This window comes from Tenacibaculum sp. MEBiC06402, from assembly GCF_049239625.1.
Taxonomy (GTDB): Bacteria; Bacteroidota; Bacteroidia; order Flavobacteriales; family Flavobacteriaceae; genus Polaribacter.
Window position 1 is genome coordinate 306,465 of the sequence record NZ_JBMKKT010000104.1, and the last position, 17,512, is coordinate 323,976.

General features: G+C 31.3%; 18 protein-coding genes. 4 read left to right on the plus strand and 14 right to left on the minus strand.

Going from position 1 to position 17,512, the window contains the following annotated elements; translation table 11 throughout:
• Positions 1 to 92: 92 nt before the first annotated feature.
• The 3 genes from ACOSP6_RS15660 to ACOSP6_RS15670 form a co-directional block, all read right to left on the minus strand.
• Positions 93 to 668, minus strand: coding sequence for a hypothetical protein (locus ACOSP6_RS15660; RefSeq protein WP_422093779.1), 576 nt, complete (start codon positions 666 to 668; stop codon positions 93 to 95).
• 112 nt (positions 669 to 780) lie between these two features.
• Positions 781 to 1,476 (minus strand): response regulator transcription factor, encoded by a 696-nt coding sequence (locus tag ACOSP6_RS15665; protein ID WP_422093778.1) that lies wholly within the window; start codon positions 1,474 to 1,476, stop codon positions 781 to 783.
• A gap of 2 nt (positions 1,477 to 1,478) precedes the next feature.
• The gene (locus tag ACOSP6_RS15670) at positions 1,479 to 2,867 is read right to left on the minus strand and encodes a sensor histidine kinase (RefSeq protein WP_422093777.1); all 1,389 of its coding nucleotides are present in this window, start codon (positions 2,865 to 2,867) and stop codon (positions 1,479 to 1,481) included.
• A 128-nt stretch (positions 2,868 to 2,995) separates the two neighbouring features.
• Between ACOSP6_RS15670 and cysC the strand changes: the two genes are divergently transcribed.
• Both cysC and ACOSP6_RS15680 read left to right on the plus strand, forming a co-directional pair.
• Positions 2,996 to 3,532, plus strand: coding sequence for an adenylyl-sulfate kinase (cysC, locus tag ACOSP6_RS15675; RefSeq protein WP_422093776.1), 537 nt, complete (start codon positions 2,996 to 2,998; stop codon positions 3,530 to 3,532).
• A gap of 30 nt (positions 3,533 to 3,562) precedes the next feature.
• Entirely contained in the window at positions 3,563 to 6,190 is a 2,628-nt protein-coding gene (locus ACOSP6_RS15680; protein WP_422093775.1) for a DEAD/DEAH box helicase family protein, read from the plus strand.
• 12 nt (positions 6,191 to 6,202) lie between these two features.
• On the opposite strand, the gene hemF is transcribed toward ACOSP6_RS15680, so the two are convergent.
• The 11 genes from hemF to hemA form a co-directional block, all read right to left on the minus strand.
• Complete coding sequence (hemF, locus tag ACOSP6_RS15685) at positions 6,203 to 7,105, minus strand: oxygen-dependent coproporphyrinogen oxidase (RefSeq protein ID WP_422093774.1); 903 nt, start codon at positions 7,103 to 7,105, stop codon at positions 6,203 to 6,205.
• A 42-nt stretch (positions 7,106 to 7,147) separates the two neighbouring features.
• On the minus strand, positions 7,148 to 7,876 hold the full coding sequence (locus ACOSP6_RS15690) for an EI24 domain-containing protein (RefSeq protein WP_422093773.1): 729 nt from the start codon (positions 7,874 to 7,876) through the stop codon (positions 7,148 to 7,150).
• Between the two features lie 67 nt (positions 7,877 to 7,943).
• Positions 7,944 to 8,543 carry a TlpA family protein disulfide reductase gene (locus ACOSP6_RS15695; RefSeq protein ID WP_422093772.1) on the minus strand — a complete coding sequence of 200 codons (600 nt, stop codon included), beginning with the start codon at positions 8,541 to 8,543 and terminating at the stop codon, positions 7,944 to 7,946.
• 24 nt (positions 8,544 to 8,567) lie between these two features.
• Positions 8,568 to 9,596, minus strand: a complete 1,029-nt coding sequence (hemE, locus tag ACOSP6_RS15700; protein WP_422093771.1) for a uroporphyrinogen decarboxylase — start codon at positions 9,594 to 9,596, stop codon at positions 8,568 to 8,570.
• Position 9,597: 1 nt separating this feature from the next.
• Positions 9,598 to 10,059, minus strand: coding sequence for a protease complex subunit PrcB family protein (locus ACOSP6_RS15705; protein ID WP_422093770.1), 462 nt, complete (start codon positions 10,057 to 10,059; stop codon positions 9,598 to 9,600).
• A 3-nt stretch (positions 10,060 to 10,062) separates the two neighbouring features.
• Entirely contained in the window at positions 10,063 to 11,358 is a 1,296-nt protein-coding gene (gene hemL / locus ACOSP6_RS15710; RefSeq protein WP_422093769.1) for a glutamate-1-semialdehyde 2,1-aminomutase, read from the minus strand.
• Positions 11,359 to 11,410: 52 nt separating this feature from the next.
• Positions 11,411 to 11,719 (minus strand): GIY-YIG nuclease family protein, encoded by a 309-nt coding sequence (locus tag ACOSP6_RS15715; protein ID WP_422093768.1) that lies wholly within the window; start codon positions 11,717 to 11,719, stop codon positions 11,411 to 11,413.
• Between the two features lie 42 nt (positions 11,720 to 11,761).
• Positions 11,762 to 12,007, minus strand: coding sequence for a hypothetical protein (locus ACOSP6_RS15720; RefSeq protein WP_422093767.1), 246 nt, complete (start codon positions 12,005 to 12,007; stop codon positions 11,762 to 11,764).
• Positions 12,008 to 12,973 carry a porphobilinogen synthase gene (gene hemB, locus ACOSP6_RS15725; protein WP_422093766.1) on the minus strand — a complete coding sequence of 322 codons (966 nt, stop codon included), beginning with the start codon at positions 12,971 to 12,973 and terminating at the stop codon, positions 12,008 to 12,010. It abuts the gene before it with no gap.
• 3 nt (positions 12,974 to 12,976) lie between these two features.
• On the minus strand, positions 12,977 to 14,563 hold the full coding sequence (gene hemC, locus ACOSP6_RS15730) for a hydroxymethylbilane synthase (RefSeq protein WP_422094060.1): 1,587 nt from the start codon (positions 14,561 to 14,563) through the stop codon (positions 12,977 to 12,979).
• A complete protein-coding gene (gene hemA / locus ACOSP6_RS15735) occupies positions 14,547 to 15,815 on the minus strand; it encodes a glutamyl-tRNA reductase (protein ID WP_422094059.1) in 1,269 nt (422 codons plus the stop codon). The genes hemC and hemA overlap by 17 nt, the downstream gene beginning before the upstream one ends.
• 212 nt (positions 15,816 to 16,027) lie before the next feature.
• Between hemA and ACOSP6_RS15740 the strand changes: the two genes are divergently transcribed.
• Together ACOSP6_RS15740 and ACOSP6_RS15745 are read left to right on the plus strand one after the other, a co-directional pair.
• Complete coding sequence (locus ACOSP6_RS15740) at positions 16,028 to 16,909, plus strand: helix-turn-helix transcriptional regulator (protein WP_422093765.1); 882 nt, start codon at positions 16,028 to 16,030, stop codon at positions 16,907 to 16,909.
• A complete protein-coding gene (locus ACOSP6_RS15745) occupies positions 16,910 to 17,431 on the plus strand; it encodes a TrmH family RNA methyltransferase (RefSeq protein ID WP_422093764.1) in 522 nt (173 codons plus the stop codon). It abuts the gene before it with no gap.
• The last annotated feature ends 81 nt before the right edge of the window (positions 17,432 to 17,512 follow it).

Consider the following 17,512-nt stretch of genomic DNA (forward strand, 5'->3'; position numbering starts at 1 on the left):
AATGCTGATACATACTGTATCGATCACACTGTCCATTTAATTTAAAACCAAATAAGAAGCATATAACGAAAACCCACAATTTTATGGAAATATTATCTTTCATTTTCTCTTTTAACTTCTTCTAAATTCTTAATTGATCTTTCCAATTCCCTTTTCGCTCTCTCCAATCTTTCTTCAGCACGAGCTACAGAATTTCCGTTTCTACTTGCAAAACTATGCCTTTTGTGGGCTGAAATATATTCCTGCAAATCTTCTCCAAGCCTTTTGATTCTTCGATTAAATTTACCTGTAGATAGTTCTTTATCAACAAAAATTGAAAGTCTATTTTTACTTAGTGTACATTCAAATAAAATATCTCCTTCCTGCAAAATTTCCCACTCTAATCGGTTATTTCTGTTTTTCAATTGAATTCCATCTAAAGTATTTTTTAATATATTTTCGATTCCTTTTCTTTTGGAATGATGAAATTTAGAACGAAACTTATAACTAGAATTAGCATCGGAAACACTAGTAGAACTGCTCACTCGTGAAGATGAAGAAGTAACTACTTCTGTATGTGAAGATCCGGAAGTATTTGGCGGAGTTGGTGGAGTTGGAACTCTTGGTGTTTGTGCACAAGCTGATAAATTGATTAATAATAATGCGAATGTTGTTTTAATTAATTTCATGGTATTTATTTTTAAAATTCATACCTCAAAATTACCTTACAATCAACCCTCTAACTAATAATATCAATCCATTAACCTTGTATTAACCGTTAAGAATCTTTTATTCACTTTACTATTGACGAATCTTAAATTCTAGTCCTATTCCTCGTGAACTTTCTATTGAAATATTAGCATCTTTTTTAAAGTACTTTCGGAGTCTGCTGATGAAAACATCCATACTTCTTCCGGAAAAATAATCTTCATTCTTCCATACTTCTTTAAGAATCTCTTCTCTCTTGAGCATTTGATTTTTATGCTCAACTAAGAAGTTTATTAAGCATGCTTCCTTTTCTGTTAACTGCTGGATTTCTTCATCATAAATTAATTCCAACCTTCTTTGGTTAAAAGTATAAGTTCCGATTTGAATAGATTCTTCCCGTATAACTGTAGTAACGGAATTCGTTGATCTTTTTATAATGTTCTTCAACCGGAGCACCAATTCATCCGCATCAAATGGTTTTACGATATAATCATCAGCTCCTAGCTTTAATCCCTTTATTTTATCTTCCTTCAGCTTTCTCGCTGTTAAAAAAACGAAAGGAACTTCCGGGCTTATATTTATAATTTCTTCCGCTAAAGTAAAACCATCTTTTTTTGGCATCATAACATCTAAAACACAAATATCGAATACTCCATTTTCAAAGACATTTAAAGCTTCTTCTCCGTCTTTTACCCAACTAACGCGATAACCAGACATTTGTAGATATTGTTGTAATAAATTCCCAAAATCTGGATCATCTTCTGCTAATAAAATGTGATACTTTTCCATACCTATGATTTATTGACTGTAAGTTCTATAATGAACTTAGTTCCTTTTCCTTTTTCACTTTCAACTTTAATTGAACCATTATGTGCAAGAATTACCTGACGACTATAATACAAACCTAAACCTAAACCTTTTACGTTATGAACATCTTTATTTTCTGCGCGATAAAACTTATTAAATATTAATTTTTGATTTTTTTTATCGATTCCTATTCCGTTGTCTTGTATTTCTAAAATCCAATTATCATTTATAATACTTGTTCTAACTATAATCCTCGACGCTCCATATTTCACAGCATTTTCAAGTATATTGATAATTGCTGTAGTAATGTAAAACTTATCTAATTTTAGTAAATAATTTTCTGCAGATAGGTGACTCTCCAATACTACTTCTTTTTCATGGGTGATTTTAAAATCATTAATAATTTCGGTTATAAAAGAAATACTTTTTACATCTTCTCTTTTCAAATCAAGATCCTGATATCCCAGACTATTATTCAAAACCTGATCAATAATATTTTGTAATCTTACATTCTGTCGCTCAATAGTTTCAAGGGTATTTTCAACAACCGAAGACTTTTCCTCTTGTTTTCTCAAAATTTTAGTAGCTAATGAAAGTGTAGATAAAGGAGTTTTTAATTCATGGGTTATATTATTGATAAAATCTGTTTTAACATCCGAAATTTTCTTTTGAGTAATTAAGTTTTTAATCGAATAATAAAACAACCCGATAACAAATAGAAAAATACAAAATGAAAAAATCAATAGGCTTCTCATTTCCATTAAGACAATGCTCTTCCACTCATCGATGTTTATATAATTCGAGGTCTCAAAAACTAAATGATAACTGATTTTTTTTCGAACTCCACCTTCAATCTCTTCAAAGGTTCTATCGGTTTCCCAAGTTGACGTTCCCAGATGTAACTCTGTGTTACTTTTAAATTGATGTCCTACTAATTTTAGAGGATTCTGTTTATTTCTAGTATAAATAGTGTCCGTTTGTAAACTATCAAGAATAACTAAGTTTTTAAGCTCACGATGATATTTTAAGCTATACCCAATCTTCTCAAAATCAACCTCTTTCTCATATTCTTCAATAAATTTTGGATTTAAAGAATCTGAAATCACTATAAGTCTGTCTAGGAGTTTTTCTTTAGAAATCCTTTTTAAATTATATCTATCAAGATCTTTCACAAAGGTGTCAGAAATTGCATCAAAAATAGAATCAATAGGTGAGCCATAGCTTCCTATTTTACTTACTTGACTACTCGCCTTATCTATAAAAGCTTCTTTTCTTAGCGAATAGGTGTTTTTTATCAGCTCCGCTTGAATATATGACAAGGCTACCAAACCTAAAATTGAAGCCAAAATAAGTAACATGATTTTTCTAGACATCTTTCAAAAATATACGTAGTTTTTGATTTTTAACAAAATCCTCTTTCCATTAACCTATCATTAACATAAAAATTATTCTCTCCTCTAATTATTGATTTTAATATATTTGACTAAAGGAAAACTGAAACTTGGAAAATAAAAATACGAAACGAAAATTCTTCTTATTATTTACAGGACTTTCTGGAGCTGGAAAATCTACAATAGCGAATGCTTTACAAGCAAAGCTAGATAAACATAATGTAGCTACATATCTTTTGGATGGAGACATTTTAAGAAATGGTATTAATAAAGATTTATCATTTTCCCCTGAAGACAGAAGGGAAAATTTACGAAGAATGGCTGAAATTGCATCCTTATTTCTAGATAAAGAATTTATTGTTTTATCAGCTTTTATTGCACCATACAGAGAAAGCAGAAATATGATACGGGAGATTATAGGTAAAGAAAATTACTTAGAAGTTTTTGTGAATACCAGCATAGAAACTTGTATCGAAAGAGATGTAAAAGGATTATATGAAAAAGCACGAAAAGGTGAAATTTTAAATATGACGGGAATTGATGCGCCATACGAAATTCCTGAAAAGCCCTTTATAGAAATTAAGGAAGGGAATTCTCTAGAAGAAACTGTAGACTTAATCTTTAATACGATTAAAGATAAACTATAAGAATAAGTTCTCCTTAGATAAAAATTGACTATGATTTTTGAAAAACTACGTTTTAGACTAAAATGGAGAGCATATCAAGGAACTGTTCTTGATAACTTTGATAAGCATATTGAGGATAATCATTTTCACATTGTAGCTCCGCCTGGTTCTGGTAAAACAATATTAGGAATTGAAATTATAAAGCGACTTCAGAAGAGAACATTGGTTTTGGCACCAACATTAACTATTAGAAATCAATGGGAAAACCGGTTACAAACATTTTTTACTGAAAATCAAAATTTCAAAAAGTTCTCTTTCAATTTAAAAGAACCTTCTGATATTACATTCTCTACATATCAAGCATTACATACCTTTTATAAAACTTTTGAAAACGAGGAAAACTATTATAATTTCTTCAAAGAACATGGAATTGAAGTATTACTTTTAGATGAAGCACATCATTTAAAAAATGCTTGGTGGAACTGTTTATATAGCCTAAAAGAGCAACATTTACAAACCGTTGTTGCATTAACGGCAACACCTCCTTATGATAGTGATAAAACTGAAATAATAAAATACTTTAAACTTTGTGGAGAAATTGATGATGAAATTGTGATTCCTGATTTGATAAAAGAGAAAAATTTGGCTCCGCATCAAGACTTAATTTACTTATCTAAACCTGAGTCTGATGAATCTATTTATATCACTAATTTCAAAGAAAATATTAAAGAGTTTGTCTATTCTTTGTTTCATAATTCTGAGTTTATTGATTTAATTCAAAATCACCGCTTTTATAAATTTACCTCAAGTTATCTCGAAGAAGTTTATAAACATCCCGACTTTTTCTCTTCCATCATAATCTTCTTAAACGCACTACAAATTGAAATCCCAACAGATAAACTAGAACTTTTAGGATTTGATGAAAAGGAAGAAGCCGTTTTTCCTGAAGCTTCTTATGAATGGATTCAGACTCTATTACAAGGTGTTTTAGTTACGGATAGAGAAAATCTAGAGGATTATGAAGACTATTTAGTTTCACTTGAAAAAGAGTTACGAAAATTATCCGCTTTTAGCAGAAAAAAGGTTCATCTTAATGGAAACGAACATTTATATAAATCATTAAGTAACAGTCCGAGTAAACTAAAAAGCATAAAAGATATTGTTCGACAAGAGCAAAAGAATTTACAAGAAGATTTACGTTGTGTAATTCTTACAGATTACATTAGAAAAGAGTATTTAACGACTCCGACAAGTGAAATTGATACAATAGATAAAATTGGAGTGATTCCAATTTTTCTTCAATTAAAAAATCAAGTTTTCTATCCCAAAGCATTGGCGGTTTTATCTGGATCTATTGTGATAATTCATCAAGATTTAATTCAACAAATAGAAAAAATAGATCATCTTGACAATTACAAATTTTCTTATTTGGAATCAGATAACAACTATGTTTTTGTTACTAGTACTTCATCTTCTTCAAAAAGCATTGTAGAAGTTATAACTAAATTATTTGAATTAGGTCATATAAAAGTGCTTATAGGAACTAAATCACTATTAGGCGAAGGTTGGGACGCTCCATCTATTAACAGTTTAATTTTAGCTTCTTTTGTTGGATCATTTGTAACCTCTAATCAAATGCGCGGACGTGCAATTCGTATAAATCCCAAAAAACCGAACAAAGTTGGTTTAATATGGCATTTAGCTTGTGTTGACCCAACTGACCATTCAGGAGGAAAAGATTTTGAATTACTCTCGAGAAGATTCAATTCTTTTTTAGGAGTTTCTAATGATTCTGATGTGGTCATTCAAAATGGACTTTCTCGACTAAATCTACCAGAAAAAATATTTGTAAATGATGTAGAAAGTTTAAATCGAAATACCATATTACAATCCGAAAAAAGAGAAAAAATTTCATCTAAATGGAACAATTCTATCTTTAATGGTAAGAAAATATATGATGAAATATCACTGGTAAATCCAAAGAAAAAGGCAACAAAATCGACCAAATTAGATTATCTAAATGCGCTGTTCTACAGTTTTGGTGAAACTTCTTTGGTTATTGGAATGCTTATAATTTACCTTTCATTACTTTTTATAATAGATGAACCAAAAATTTTACAAATCCTTTATTTTTCAATTACGAGTATTATTATTTGGGCCATTTTTAGCATTCATAAAAACACACAGAGTTATCTAAAGTATGGCTTGTATGATATACGAGTTCATAAAATAGCACAAGCTATAGTTGATACAATGGTAGATTTAAAAATTGTAACTACTCCCAAAAGTAAGCTAAGATTAAAAACTAGATTAAAAGGAAGAGGCGAAGTAGGAATTACAATTTATGGAGCTAATCGATATGAAAGTAAGACTTTCGTTAATATTTTAAATGAAATATTGCTACCTATAGATAACCCAAAATATCTTTTAAGAGAATATAAAAAATCTTGGATTTCAAATAAATTTAAAAAACACAAATACACTGTGGTTCCTGAACTATTTGCCAAAAATAAAAAGCAAGCCAATCTTTTTCTAGAGAATTGGAATAAAAGAGTTGGAATGGCTAATATTATTTATACCCGAACATTAGATGGTAGAAAACAATTATTAAAAGCACGTTTACAAAAAATTAAAACGCGTAATAAAACGATTGTAAAGAAAAATGTAATTTGGCGATAAGTAGTATATGTTCTAAACCCAAGCTCTAGGGTTTGCCAAAACCTCGACTAATTTAGCTTCTTCTGTTCCTTCTTCTGGAATATGATTATATTTCCATTGTACTGTTGGAGGTAAACTCATTAAAATACTCTCGATTCGACCATTTGTTTTTAAACCAAATAAAGTTCCTCGATCGTGAACCAAATTAAATTCTACGTAACGTCCTCTTCGAACTTCTTGCCAATCCTTATGCTCCTTTGCGTAGCGAGTCTCTTTTCTTCTCTCGACAATAGGCACGTAGCTATTCAAAAAACTATTTCCTACTTCAGTTACAAAGTCGAATCTATCTTGCATTGAAAACTCTTCTGTTTCTTTTAAATAGTCAAAAAATAAACCACCTACTCCTCTAGCTTCATTTCTATGAGTATTCCAGAAATAGTTGTCACAAGTTTCTTTGTACTTTGGATAAAACTCTTTATGATGTTTGTCGCAAGCTTCTTTACACACCGAATGAAAATGAATGGCATCTTCGTCAAACAAGTAATATGGTGTTAAATCTTGACCTCCACCAAACCATTGAGTAACAACCTCACCTTTTTCATTATACATTTCAAAGTAACGCCAATTTGCATGAACGGTCGGTACAAATGGATTAACAGGATGCAATACTAGACTTAACCCACAGGCAAAAAAGTTTCCTGTTTCTACTTTAAATTGCTTCCTGAGAACTTCAGGTAATTCTCCATGAACGGCAGAAATATTTACCCCTCCTTTTTCAAATACATTACCATTTTCTATAACTCTTGTCCTTCCACCTCCACCTTCCGGTCTATCCCATAAATCTTCTTGAAAAATAGCCTTCTCATCTATCTTTTCTAACTTGTTAGTAATGGTATCTTGTAATTGTTGGATGTAAGCGTAAAATTGATCTTTCATTCGTTATGGATTGTTCAACAAAAGTAATTATAATCCCTTTTTTTACTTAATTTTTTTCATAGTTTCTGTTGTTGCAGATGTAACAGAAAATGGTAACACTAGGATTACACCAACAACAGGAATTAATAAAAATAACATAAAGACGATTCCGTTTCCTATTGCTGTTCCTCTATGTCTTTTTACAAAAGTTATACTGTCTTTATAGCTGTAATGACGTTCCAATGTATAGTCCATATTACCAAAACCTGCATAATACGCTTGTGTTAAAAACAATAAAATTGAAGAAAAAATTCCAATCAATGGAATAAGCCCTAAAATTAAAATTAGCACAGTTAATGCTAACTCTCTCACAACATTTCTAATACTAATTCTAATTCCTCTTGATAGCGACCCAGAAAAAGTCAATTTTCTATGCTCATGTTCCTTTCCATAAAAATGTTCTTCTATTTTCATAGAAACAGGCCCCATAAATGGTGATGACAATGCTAAAACGATATGCTTATAAAGAATAAAACCTAACGCTACAATAGCCACACCGCTTAAAAAATTACCAATAGAAGTAAAGGTTTCTTTACCAAATTCCCATGGCCAAATCTTCGCTACATAATGTCCCAAATCATCTGACAAAAAATAAGTAATGGAACCTATAATTACTGCTGTTATAGCACTAATAAGAATTGGAATAAAGAAGTACTTCCAAAGTTTAAGTTTATTTATAATGCCAAATGCATCAAAATATGCTTTAATCGCGTTTATGGTTGATTGTATCATAGCTAAAAAATAAAACCTCTTTCAAATGTAAGAAAGAGGTTTGATATAATTAAAAGTTTTTCTTTGTTTAATTTAATGCCTGTTTGATAAATTCTTCTAGTTCTGAAGCATTTGTTTCATTCGCTTGTTCTCGCGTAACAGTTTTTGAAGGAATAGCAGCTCCTCTCTTCACATCAACAAACTTTTTCGTCTTATCAATTAAATAAGCCGTTGGATAATCTAGTTTGTGAACAAATCCACTAATATCAAGATTTCCCTTTTCTACTTTATCTAACTCTCCTGCAGGAACAAGGTTTACTCTTGAATCAACTTTATCTTTAAATCGTCCTATCTTTTCTTTTTTATCCCAAAAAATCATTATGAACTCAACATCTTTGTGATAGATATCAACAATCTCATTAATAGCTGGAATTTGACCAATACACGGTGCAGACCAACCTGCAGCAGCCAGTATTACGATAGGTTTTTTAATATTCTTTGTGCTTATTGTTTTACCTTCATCAGTAGTAAAATCATAGTTCAACAAGTAACTATCTTTAATACATTTATCAATTAATTCTTCTGAAGACATACCTGCACAACTATTTACTGCCTGATTATAGTATTTTTTTTGTGCAAATACGCTTGTAGCTAGAACAATTAACAGAAATGATACTAATCTTTTCATGGGAATTATTGTTTTATTTTTTATTTATTCAACTTTGTACTCTTTAACAGCATCAATAAATGCTTTGGCGTTTTCAACTGGTATATTCGGTAAAATACCGTGCCCTAAGTTAACAATATATTTGTCCTTTCCAAAATTGTTGATCATTTCAGTGACCATTTTTTTAATTTCGGCTGGTGGAGAAAGTAATCTAGACGGATCAAAATTACCTTGTAACGTTACATTTCCACCGGTTAAATATCTTGCATTTCTTGGAGAACATGTCCAGTCAACTCCTAAAGCTGATGCGTTCGATTTAGCCATTTCCTGTAAAGCAAACCAACATCCTTTACCAAATGCTATAACGGGTGCATCATTTTTTAATGCCTCAATGATTCTGTTGATGTATTGCCATGAAAATTCTTGATAATCTGTTGGTGATAGCATTCCGCCCCAAGAATCAAAAATTTGAACAGCATTAACACCTGCTTTTACCTTTGCTTTTAAATAAGCAATTGTGGTATCCGTAATCTTCATTAACAATTGGTGTGCCAAAACTGGTTGAGTAAAACAAAATTCTTTTGCTTTATCAAAATTTTTCGACCCTTGCCCCTGCACCATATAACATAAAATTGTCCATGGAGAACCCGCAAAACCAATTAATGGAATCTCATCATTCAACTTTTCTTTTGTCGCCTTAATAGCATCCATTACATAACCTAATTCCTCATTAACATCAGGAATTATGACCTTATCTAATGATTTTTTGTCACGAATTGGATTTGGTAAATAAGGGCCAAAATTTGGCTTCATTTCAACCTCAACATTCATTGCTTGAGGAACGACTAAAATATCTGAGAATAAAATTGCAGCATCCATTCCGTATCTTCGAATTGGTTGTACCGTAATTTCGGAAGCTAATTCAGGAGTACGACAACGCGTAAAGAAATCGTATTTTTCACGTATTTCCATAAACTCAGGTAAATATCTACCTGCTTGTCTCATCATCCATACTGGTGGTCTATCAACTGTTTCTCCTTTTAAGGCTCTTAAGAATAAATCGTTCTTTATCATTTTATTTCGTTACAAAAATTATCTTTTTGTTTGTTTTATTAATTACTACTATATCTATCGGTTGCGTAATTGCCGTTGCAACCATATCCGTTGGACTAGGACCTTTTTTGGTAACATTAATTACTAATTGGTCACTTTCTTCTTGAGCCTTACTAAGCTTAATCGAAAAACCACTAGTACTCCTTACACGATCAACTGCAACAATTACATTATTTTTTGAAAAATCAATAGTTGAGTTAAACTGTCCTGACACATTATTTACACTATTCAACTTGCTCAGAAATGATTCCCAAGCTTCTGTGGATTTCATTATTAAAGTTCCTTCTTTCAAACCTTCCTCTCCTGCTCCATGTAAAGTTCCTTGATACAAATCAATAAAAGTATTTTGATTTGACTGACCTACTGTTTTATTTGAACAAGACAATATTATTACACTAAAAAATAAGGATATTGCAAACTTCATAACCTAGGCTTCCATATTAGAAACAGCTTTCATTGACTTATCAATAGCCTTCTTCGTTTTTTCTAAATCTTTCGAACTTAATGCACTTGATAAAAACCAAGCTTCAAATTGCGATGGTGGTAAGAATACTCCATTTTTAATCATTTCCCAGAAAAACACGGCAAACTTCTTCGTATCTGACGATTGTGCGTCCTCAAAATTTGTTACGTGTTTATTCGTAAAAAACGGATTAATCATTGAACCAAATCTATTTACTGAAAGCTCAACTCCATATTTTTTAGCTGATGCTAAAAGACATTCTTCTAACTCAGCAGCTATTTTATTGAAGAATTCATAAGGATTCTGTTTCTTTAATTCTGTTAAAGTTGAAATACCAGCAGCCATTGCAATTGGATTTCCGCTTAATGTTCCTGCTTGATACATTCCTCCTAACGGAGCTACATTTTCCATAATCTCATTACGAGCTCCATAAGCTCCTACAGGGAAACCTCCACCAATCACTTTACCTAAACAAGTAATATCTGCCTCAACTCCTAGTAACTCTTGAGCTCCACCAAATTTAGAACGGAACCCTGTCATTACCTCATCTACAATTAATAATGCTCCTTTCGATTCTAAATACGCTTTTAACTCAGTTAAAAATCCATCTTGTGGAATAACAACTCCCATATTACCAGCAATAGGTTCTAGAATAACACCAGCAATATCATCGTGATTTTCAAAATGTGCTTTCACACTATCTAAATCATTATAATTTGCTATTAATGTATTTTTTACCGCTCCTTCTGGAACTCCTTTACTTCCTGGTAAGCTTAACGTTGCTAAACCTGATCCGGCCGCAACTAATAATGAATCTTGATGACCGTGGTAACAACCAGCAAATTTTATAATTTTATCCTTTCCTGTGTAAGCTCTTGCCAAACGAATTCCACTTAAAACAGCTTCTGTTCCAGAGTTTACAAAACGAACTTTATCCATTCCAGGAAACGCATCACATACAATTTTCGCTAGCTTAATCTCATTTGCTGTAGAAGCTCCAAAAGAATATCCATTTTTTAAAGCTTTTGTAATCGCTTTTTGAACTTTCTTGTGGCGGTGACCTAAAATCATTGGTCCGTATGATAACACTAAATCTATATACGAATTACCATCAACATCTTTGATTTTACTTCCTTTGGCTTTTTCAATAAATAAAGGATTTCCTCCAACTGAAGCAAATGCTCTAACTGGAGAATTTACAGCTCCAACTAAGTTTACTAATCCTTTGTTATATAATTTATGTGATTTTTTAAATTCCATTTTAATATTTTCAATGTCATTCCTGCGAAGGCAGGAATCTTAATTTTAAAAACTATATTGTCAATAACTCCTTCCAATCAGGATTATTTTTAACTATTAAATTTACCTTCCATTCTCTCTTCCATTTTTTCAAATTCTTTTCTCTCCTAATTGCTTCCTCTATACTCTGAAATTCCTCATAGTATATCAATTTGTTTAAATTGTATCTTGAAGAAAAGCCTTTTATTAATTTATTTTTATGCTCAAAAACCCTTCTCTCCAAATCGTTTGTCACTCCAACATATAAAACTCCATCTTTTTTATTAGTTATTATGTAAACATAATATTTATGCTGAGTTTTATACATGTTTTTCTCTTTCATTAAAGCTAAGAGATTCCTGCCTTCGCAGGAATGACAAATTATCTACTTTTTCTTTTCTCGAAACATTAAATAATCATCTATTTTATCATCGTTAACTTTCCAGTTTACACCTTTATTTTCATAAAGAAACACCAAAGCTCCTAATTCAATTAAATCATGAGACATTAATTCAACATCTTCTTTCGCAGCCACAATATACTCACCTTTCCATTTAATTTCATATCCTTTATCTAAAATTAAATGATAAATTGGTGGTACAATATTTCCTGCTACTGCAATCGAATTCATTTATTTTTGAGCTAAAATTTTAGCCGCCTCTTTTGCAAAATAAGTAATAATTATATCTGCTCCCGCTCTTTTCATTGACAACAAACTTTCCATCATAACACGTTCTCCATCGATCCAACCTTTCTCTGCAGCAGCTTTCACCATTGCATATTCTCCACTAACATTATAACAAGCAATTGGACGATCAAAATTATTTTTCAGATCACGAATAATATCTAGATATGATAAGGCCGGTTTTACCATTAAAATATCTGCTCCTTCTTCATCATCAAAAGTAGCTTCTCTTTGTGCTTCATCTCTATTGGAAGGATCCATTTGATATGTTCTTCTGTCTCCAAATGATGGAGCTGAATCTGCAGCATCTCTAAAAGGTCCATAAAAAGCTGATGCATATTTTACCGAATATCCCATAATTGGTAAGTTTGGATATCCTGCTTGATCTAAACTTTCTCTGATCATTGCAATAGTTCCATCCATCATTCCTGAAGGAGCAACCATATCTACTCCGGCTTTTGCATGAGAAATAACTTGCTTCGCTAAATTAACTAATGTTGCATCATTATCTACGTCATGATCACATAAAACACCACAATGTCCATGTGAAGTGTATTCACAAAAACAAACATCAGTAATTACATATAATTGAGGATAATTCTTTTTAATAAAACGAACGGCTTGCTGCATAATCCCATTATCATTCCAAGTTTCGGTTCCGATTTCATCTTTATTCGTTGGAATTCCGAATAATAAAACAGCAGGAATATTTAATGATACCACTTCATCTAATTCCTTTGAAATCGTATCAAGAGAAAACCTTTTAATTCCAGGCATTGAAGGAATTTCTTTTTCTATTCCTTCTCCTTCCTCAATAAATAGTGGATATATAAAATCGTCGACTGAAAGTTTATTTTCTCTCACCAATCGACGAACATTTTCTGTTTTTCTAAGTCTGCGTGTTCTAAACATAACTTATTCTTTTACAAAATGCGTATTTACTAACTCTATAACACTTTCAACAGTTGGTAATTTTGCAACTTTTACTTCTGTAAAATATTTAGAAGCCTCTTTTGCTGTAGTATCACCAATGCAAAAAGCGATTTTATCAGCATTATTTTCTTTCATGTAACTTTCAACAGTTGATGGACTATAGAATAAAACTCCATTTACTTTATCATCAACTTTAGTTGGACTATACATCGTTTTATACGCTTCAACTTCGTTAACTGAAATATTATTTTGAGCTAATTTGGTAGGTAAAGTATCCAATCGTAAATCACTGCAGAAATAAGTTACTTCTTGTCCTGAAATATTCTCAGCTAAGTACTGAGAAAGTTTGTCTGCATTTCTTGCAGAAAAAGCAACTTTACCAATTTTTTGCTCGATTAATTTCTTTGTTCTTCTTCCTACGCAGTATATATTTTTAAACTGTAATTCATTAGCAGTAAAATTATGTAACAGTGATTCAACTCCATTTTTACTAGTAATTATTACATTCTGAATTTCTTTTTTAACAACTTTAGGAGCTATACGGTTAAAGCGAATTTTAATAAAATCGCTATCCTCTACTTTAACAGTTGTTGGAAGTAATTTCTTCTGAGCTTCAGATAATGTTCTTGTAGAGAAAATCGAAAACTCTTTTTCAACTCCAAGATCATTCATCATTATCAGCTTACCTCCTCTTTCGATAATGTAATTAGCACAATCTTTTGCAACATACTTATGTCTACCAATTGGTACTTTTTTACTTACCTCAATTTTCTTTTTACCGTCTCTACTTAATAAAACTCCTTTGAAAACAAGTTCTTTATCAACTTCATTTATGTAAGCTAAAGCTCCAATTGGTGCAGTACATCCACCTTCTAAACGGTTTAAAAACTCTCTCTCTATCGTTGTACAAGTTTCTGTATCAACATCGTTTAATTGATTACAAGCATCTACAGAAAAATCATCTTCCGCTAACGCTGTAACCATAATAGCTCCTTGTGCTGGAGCAGGAATCATCCAAGAAAGATTAACAGCTCCTTTAGGTCTTTTTCCAATACGCTCTAATCCTGCCGCAGCAAAAATAGCTCCGTTCCACTCATTATCTTTAACCTTTTGTAAACGCGTATTTACATTTCCTCTTAAATCTTCAACTTTATGAGTAGGATAACGATTTAACCATTGTGCTCTTCTACGTAGACTACTTGTTGCAATAACTCCTTCGGCTTGCGCCATGAATTCCTCATTATCTTTCAACACAAGAATATCATTGTAATTCGCACGCTTTAAAACCGCCGCTTGAATAATTCCTTCCGGTAAAACTGTAGGAACGTCCTTCATAGAATGTACAGCGATATCAATGTCTCCATTTAACATTGCTATATCTAAATTCTTCGTAAAAATTCCTGTAATTCCTAATTCGTAAAGAGGTTTATCTAGAACGATATCTCCTGTTGATTTGATTGGAACTATTTCTGTATTGTATTCTAGTTCTTCTAATAGACTTTGAACTTTTTTAGCTTGCCATAAAGCTAACTCACTATCGCGAGTTCCGATTCTAATGATTTTCTGCATCAATTGTTTCTAAATTTGTGCCAAACACTTTTGCCATTACTTGTATACTCTGGTTCACAGATGTTTCTTCTGTTTTTAAGTGTTTTACAAATTGTGTAGTTATTTTTTGAATGAATCGTGATGTAATTGCCTCTGCTTGATCTACATCAAAATTATTAATCTTCTTTTTGTGAAAGTTTATCTCATCTCTTTTTATTGCTTCAAGAGATTGTTTTAAAGCAGTTATTGCTGGAGTAAAACGGCGGTGATTTAACCATTCATTAAACTCTTGCTTGTGCTCGTCTATAATTTGTTTTGCATAAGGAATTTCTTCTTTACGCTTTGCTAATGTTTCATCAGTAACTTTTGAAAGTTCATCAACATTTACCAATTTAACATTTTCTAAATTTTTAATACTTGGATCTACATTCGCAGGAACTGATAAATCTAATATTAAAAGATTACGATCCAACGGAATGTTTTCTAAAGTAACAGTTGCTTTATCTGCTCCTGTAGAAACAATTAAAACATCTGCATTATCAATTTCACTCGTTAAATCCTCAATTTTAGCTTTCTTAATTGATGGATGCTCTTTAATGAACTCATCAACTTTCTGCTCCGTTCTGTTTATTAAAGTTACTTGTTTGTTTTGCGTGTACTCTGCTAGGTTTTTACAGGTGTGTTTACCCATTTTCCCTAAACCATAAACTAAAATATTTTTAGAATTATAGTCGTCAAGATTATCGATTAAATATTGAACTGCTGCATAAGAAACAGAAGTAGTACCCGAACTTAACATCGTTTCGTTCTTAACTCGCTTACTTGCCTGCATTACATTATTCAATAATCTTTCCATGTAAGCATTTGTAGTTCCTTGCTCTTTTGCAATTTTAAAAGCAGTTCTAAGTTGACCTACAATTTCATAATCACCTAAAATTTGACTATCTAACCCAGTTCCTATATTAAATAAATGCTGAATTGCCTCTTGATTTTTATGTACGTAAGAAATTTTAGCAAACTCTTCAACAGAACCATTTGAATGTTTGCATAACATACTAATCAACTGAAAAGGATGTTCTGCAAAACCAATTATCTCTGTTCTATTACATGTTGATAATACAAAAACACCATCAAAATCATTTGACTTAGCTTCATTTAACAAGGCTATTTTATTTTCAGCAGATAAAGAAAACTTACCACGAGTTTCTGCATCCGCTTTAATATAGCTCACTCCAATACTATAAAAGTTCTTATGTTTAGTAACTTCCAATATTCTTTTTTTACATAAAACCTCGACAAAAATATAAAGTTAGTTTATATAAAAATATCGCTAGAAGAACTTAAAATGTCGATTTTGGTTTTTCTTCGTCATTTTTTCAGGAAACAGTTGATTTTCTTTATTTTTGTACTAAAATCAAGGAATACAAGATTTATTATCTAGAACTATTCTAAATAAAAGAATCCAATTATTAAATATTTAGAGTCTTGAAAAATATCGCTGAAAGCACTTTTATTGAAACCAATTTAGAAAACGGTTTTTTATTGTTGGAATTCTCGAACGACACCATGGAAACCCAACGTTTTGAACGAGATATCGATAACTCTTTCATACAGTTACATTTTTGTGTTCACGGAAATGCTAAGTTTCATTTCAATAATGGCAACTATACTTTTGATGTTTTAGAAGAGCACTCTATCTTGTTATATAACCCACAACAAAATCTACCTTTAAATTTAGAAATACAACCAAAAAGTTCATTAGTTTCATTACTTGTTTCAATTAAGAAATTTCACTCTTTATTTTCGAAAGAAGCTGGCTATATTTCTTTCTTAAGCGATGAAAACAAGAATAGAAAGTATTACGATAACGCAACCATAAAACCAACTGTATTAATAGTTTTAAAACAAATTATTAATGCAAATGTGAATAGTTCGTTACGTGATTTATATATCAAAGGAAAGATATACGAATTATTAAGTCTGTACTTCCAAAAAGATGAATCTATCGAAGGAGATTATTGTCCGTTTCTAGTTGATGAACGTGACGTTTCTAAAATTAGAAAAGCTAAAGACATTATTATTTCTCGCATGGCAGAACCTCCTACTCTGCAGGAATTATCGAACGAAACGGGTTTAAACTTAAAAAAACTGAAAGAAGGTTTCAAACAAGTTTACGGTGATACTGTTTATAGTTTTTTATTCGATTACAAAATGGAACACGCCCGTAAATTACTAGAAAGTAATCAGTATAACGTAAATGAAGTTGGACTTCAAGTAGGATACAGTACAGCAAGTCATTTTATAGCCGCCTTTAAAAAGAAATTTGGAACCACTCCCAAACAATACGTTTTATCTTTAAATAGTTAAATGAAACAACTTACACACTACGAAATAGAAAACAACGAAACTAAATTCCCAATCACAATTGTTTGTGATGCAATCCGTACTCCAGAAAACATTGGAATGTGCTTTAGAATTGCCGAAAGTTTTGGTGTTCAAAAAATATATTTACACGAAAGTTCTCCTTCCATGGACAACAGAATTGTAAAAAAAACTGCTCGAAATACTTTAAATCAAATTGAATCAGAACAATACAATGATTTCAACAACTTGATGAGTACATTAAAAGAAGAAGGCAACACCATAATTGGTATTGAAATTACTGATAAGAGTATAACAATTCAAGATTTTGATTTTAAAAATCATGAAAAATTGGTATTACTTTTAGGTAGCGAAAGAAACGGAATAGAAAACATCGATTTAGTTGACGCAACTGTATCTATTCCAATGTACGGACGTAATTCTAGCATGAATGTAATTCATAGTTTAGCGATTACATTATACGAAACAACGAATCAGTTAAAATCGAAGTTAGAAGTTAGAAGTTAGAAGTAAGAAGTTAGAAGTTAGAAGTTAGAAGTTAGAAGTTAGAAGTTAGAAGTTAGAAGTTCTAAAAACATAGATTAACAG

What these genes read in the sequence shown, in the direction of transcription:
- ACOSP6_RS15670 (WP_422093777.1), bottom strand. Translation starts at nt 2,867, where the DNA reads ATGTCTAGAAAAATCATGTTACTTATTTTGGCTTCAATTTTAGGTTTG.
- hemF (WP_422093774.1), bottom strand. Translation starts at nt 7,105, where the DNA reads ATGAAAGATCAATTTTACGCTTACATCCAACAATTACAAGATACCATT.
- ACOSP6_RS15680 (WP_422093775.1), top strand. Translation starts at nt 3,563, where the DNA reads ATGATTTTTGAAAAACTACGTTTTAGACTAAAATGGAGAGCATATCAA.
- hemB (WP_422093766.1), bottom strand. Translation starts at nt 12,973, where the DNA reads ATGTTTAGAACACGCAGACTTAGAAAAACAGAAAATGTTCGTCGATTG.
- hemE (WP_422093771.1), bottom strand. Translation starts at nt 9,596, where the DNA reads ATGATAAAGAACGATTTATTCTTAAGAGCCTTAAAAGGAGAAACAGTT.
- ACOSP6_RS15715 (WP_422093768.1), bottom strand. Translation starts at nt 11,719, where the DNA reads ATGAAAGAGAAAAACATGTATAAAACTCAGCATAAATATTATGTTTAC.
- ACOSP6_RS15745 (WP_422093764.1), top strand. Translation starts at nt 16,910, where the DNA reads ATGAAACAACTTACACACTACGAAATAGAAAACAACGAAACTAAATTC.
- ACOSP6_RS15690 (WP_422093773.1), bottom strand. Translation starts at nt 7,876, where the DNA reads ATGATACAATCAACCATAAACGCGATTAAAGCATATTTTGATGCATTT.
- hemL (WP_422093769.1), bottom strand. Translation starts at nt 11,358, where the DNA reads ATGGAATTTAAAAAATCACATAAATTATATAACAAAGGATTAGTAAAC.
- ACOSP6_RS15695 (WP_422093772.1), bottom strand. Translation starts at nt 8,543, where the DNA reads ATGAAAAGATTAGTATCATTTCTGTTAATTGTTCTAGCTACAAGCGTA.
- ACOSP6_RS15720 (WP_422093767.1), bottom strand. Translation starts at nt 12,007, where the DNA reads ATGAATTCGATTGCAGTAGCAGGAAATATTGTACCACCAATTTATCAT.
- ACOSP6_RS15660 (WP_422093779.1), bottom strand. Translation starts at nt 668, where the DNA reads ATGAAATTAATTAAAACAACATTCGCATTATTATTAATCAATTTATCA.
- hemC (WP_422094060.1), bottom strand. Translation starts at nt 14,563, where the DNA reads ATGCAGAAAATCATTAGAATCGGAACTCGCGATAGTGAGTTAGCTTTA.
- ACOSP6_RS15665 (WP_422093778.1), bottom strand. Translation starts at nt 1,476, where the DNA reads ATGGAAAAGTATCACATTTTATTAGCAGAAGATGATCCAGATTTTGGG.
- ACOSP6_RS15705 (WP_422093770.1), bottom strand. Translation starts at nt 10,059, where the DNA reads ATGAAGTTTGCAATATCCTTATTTTTTAGTGTAATAATATTGTCTTGT.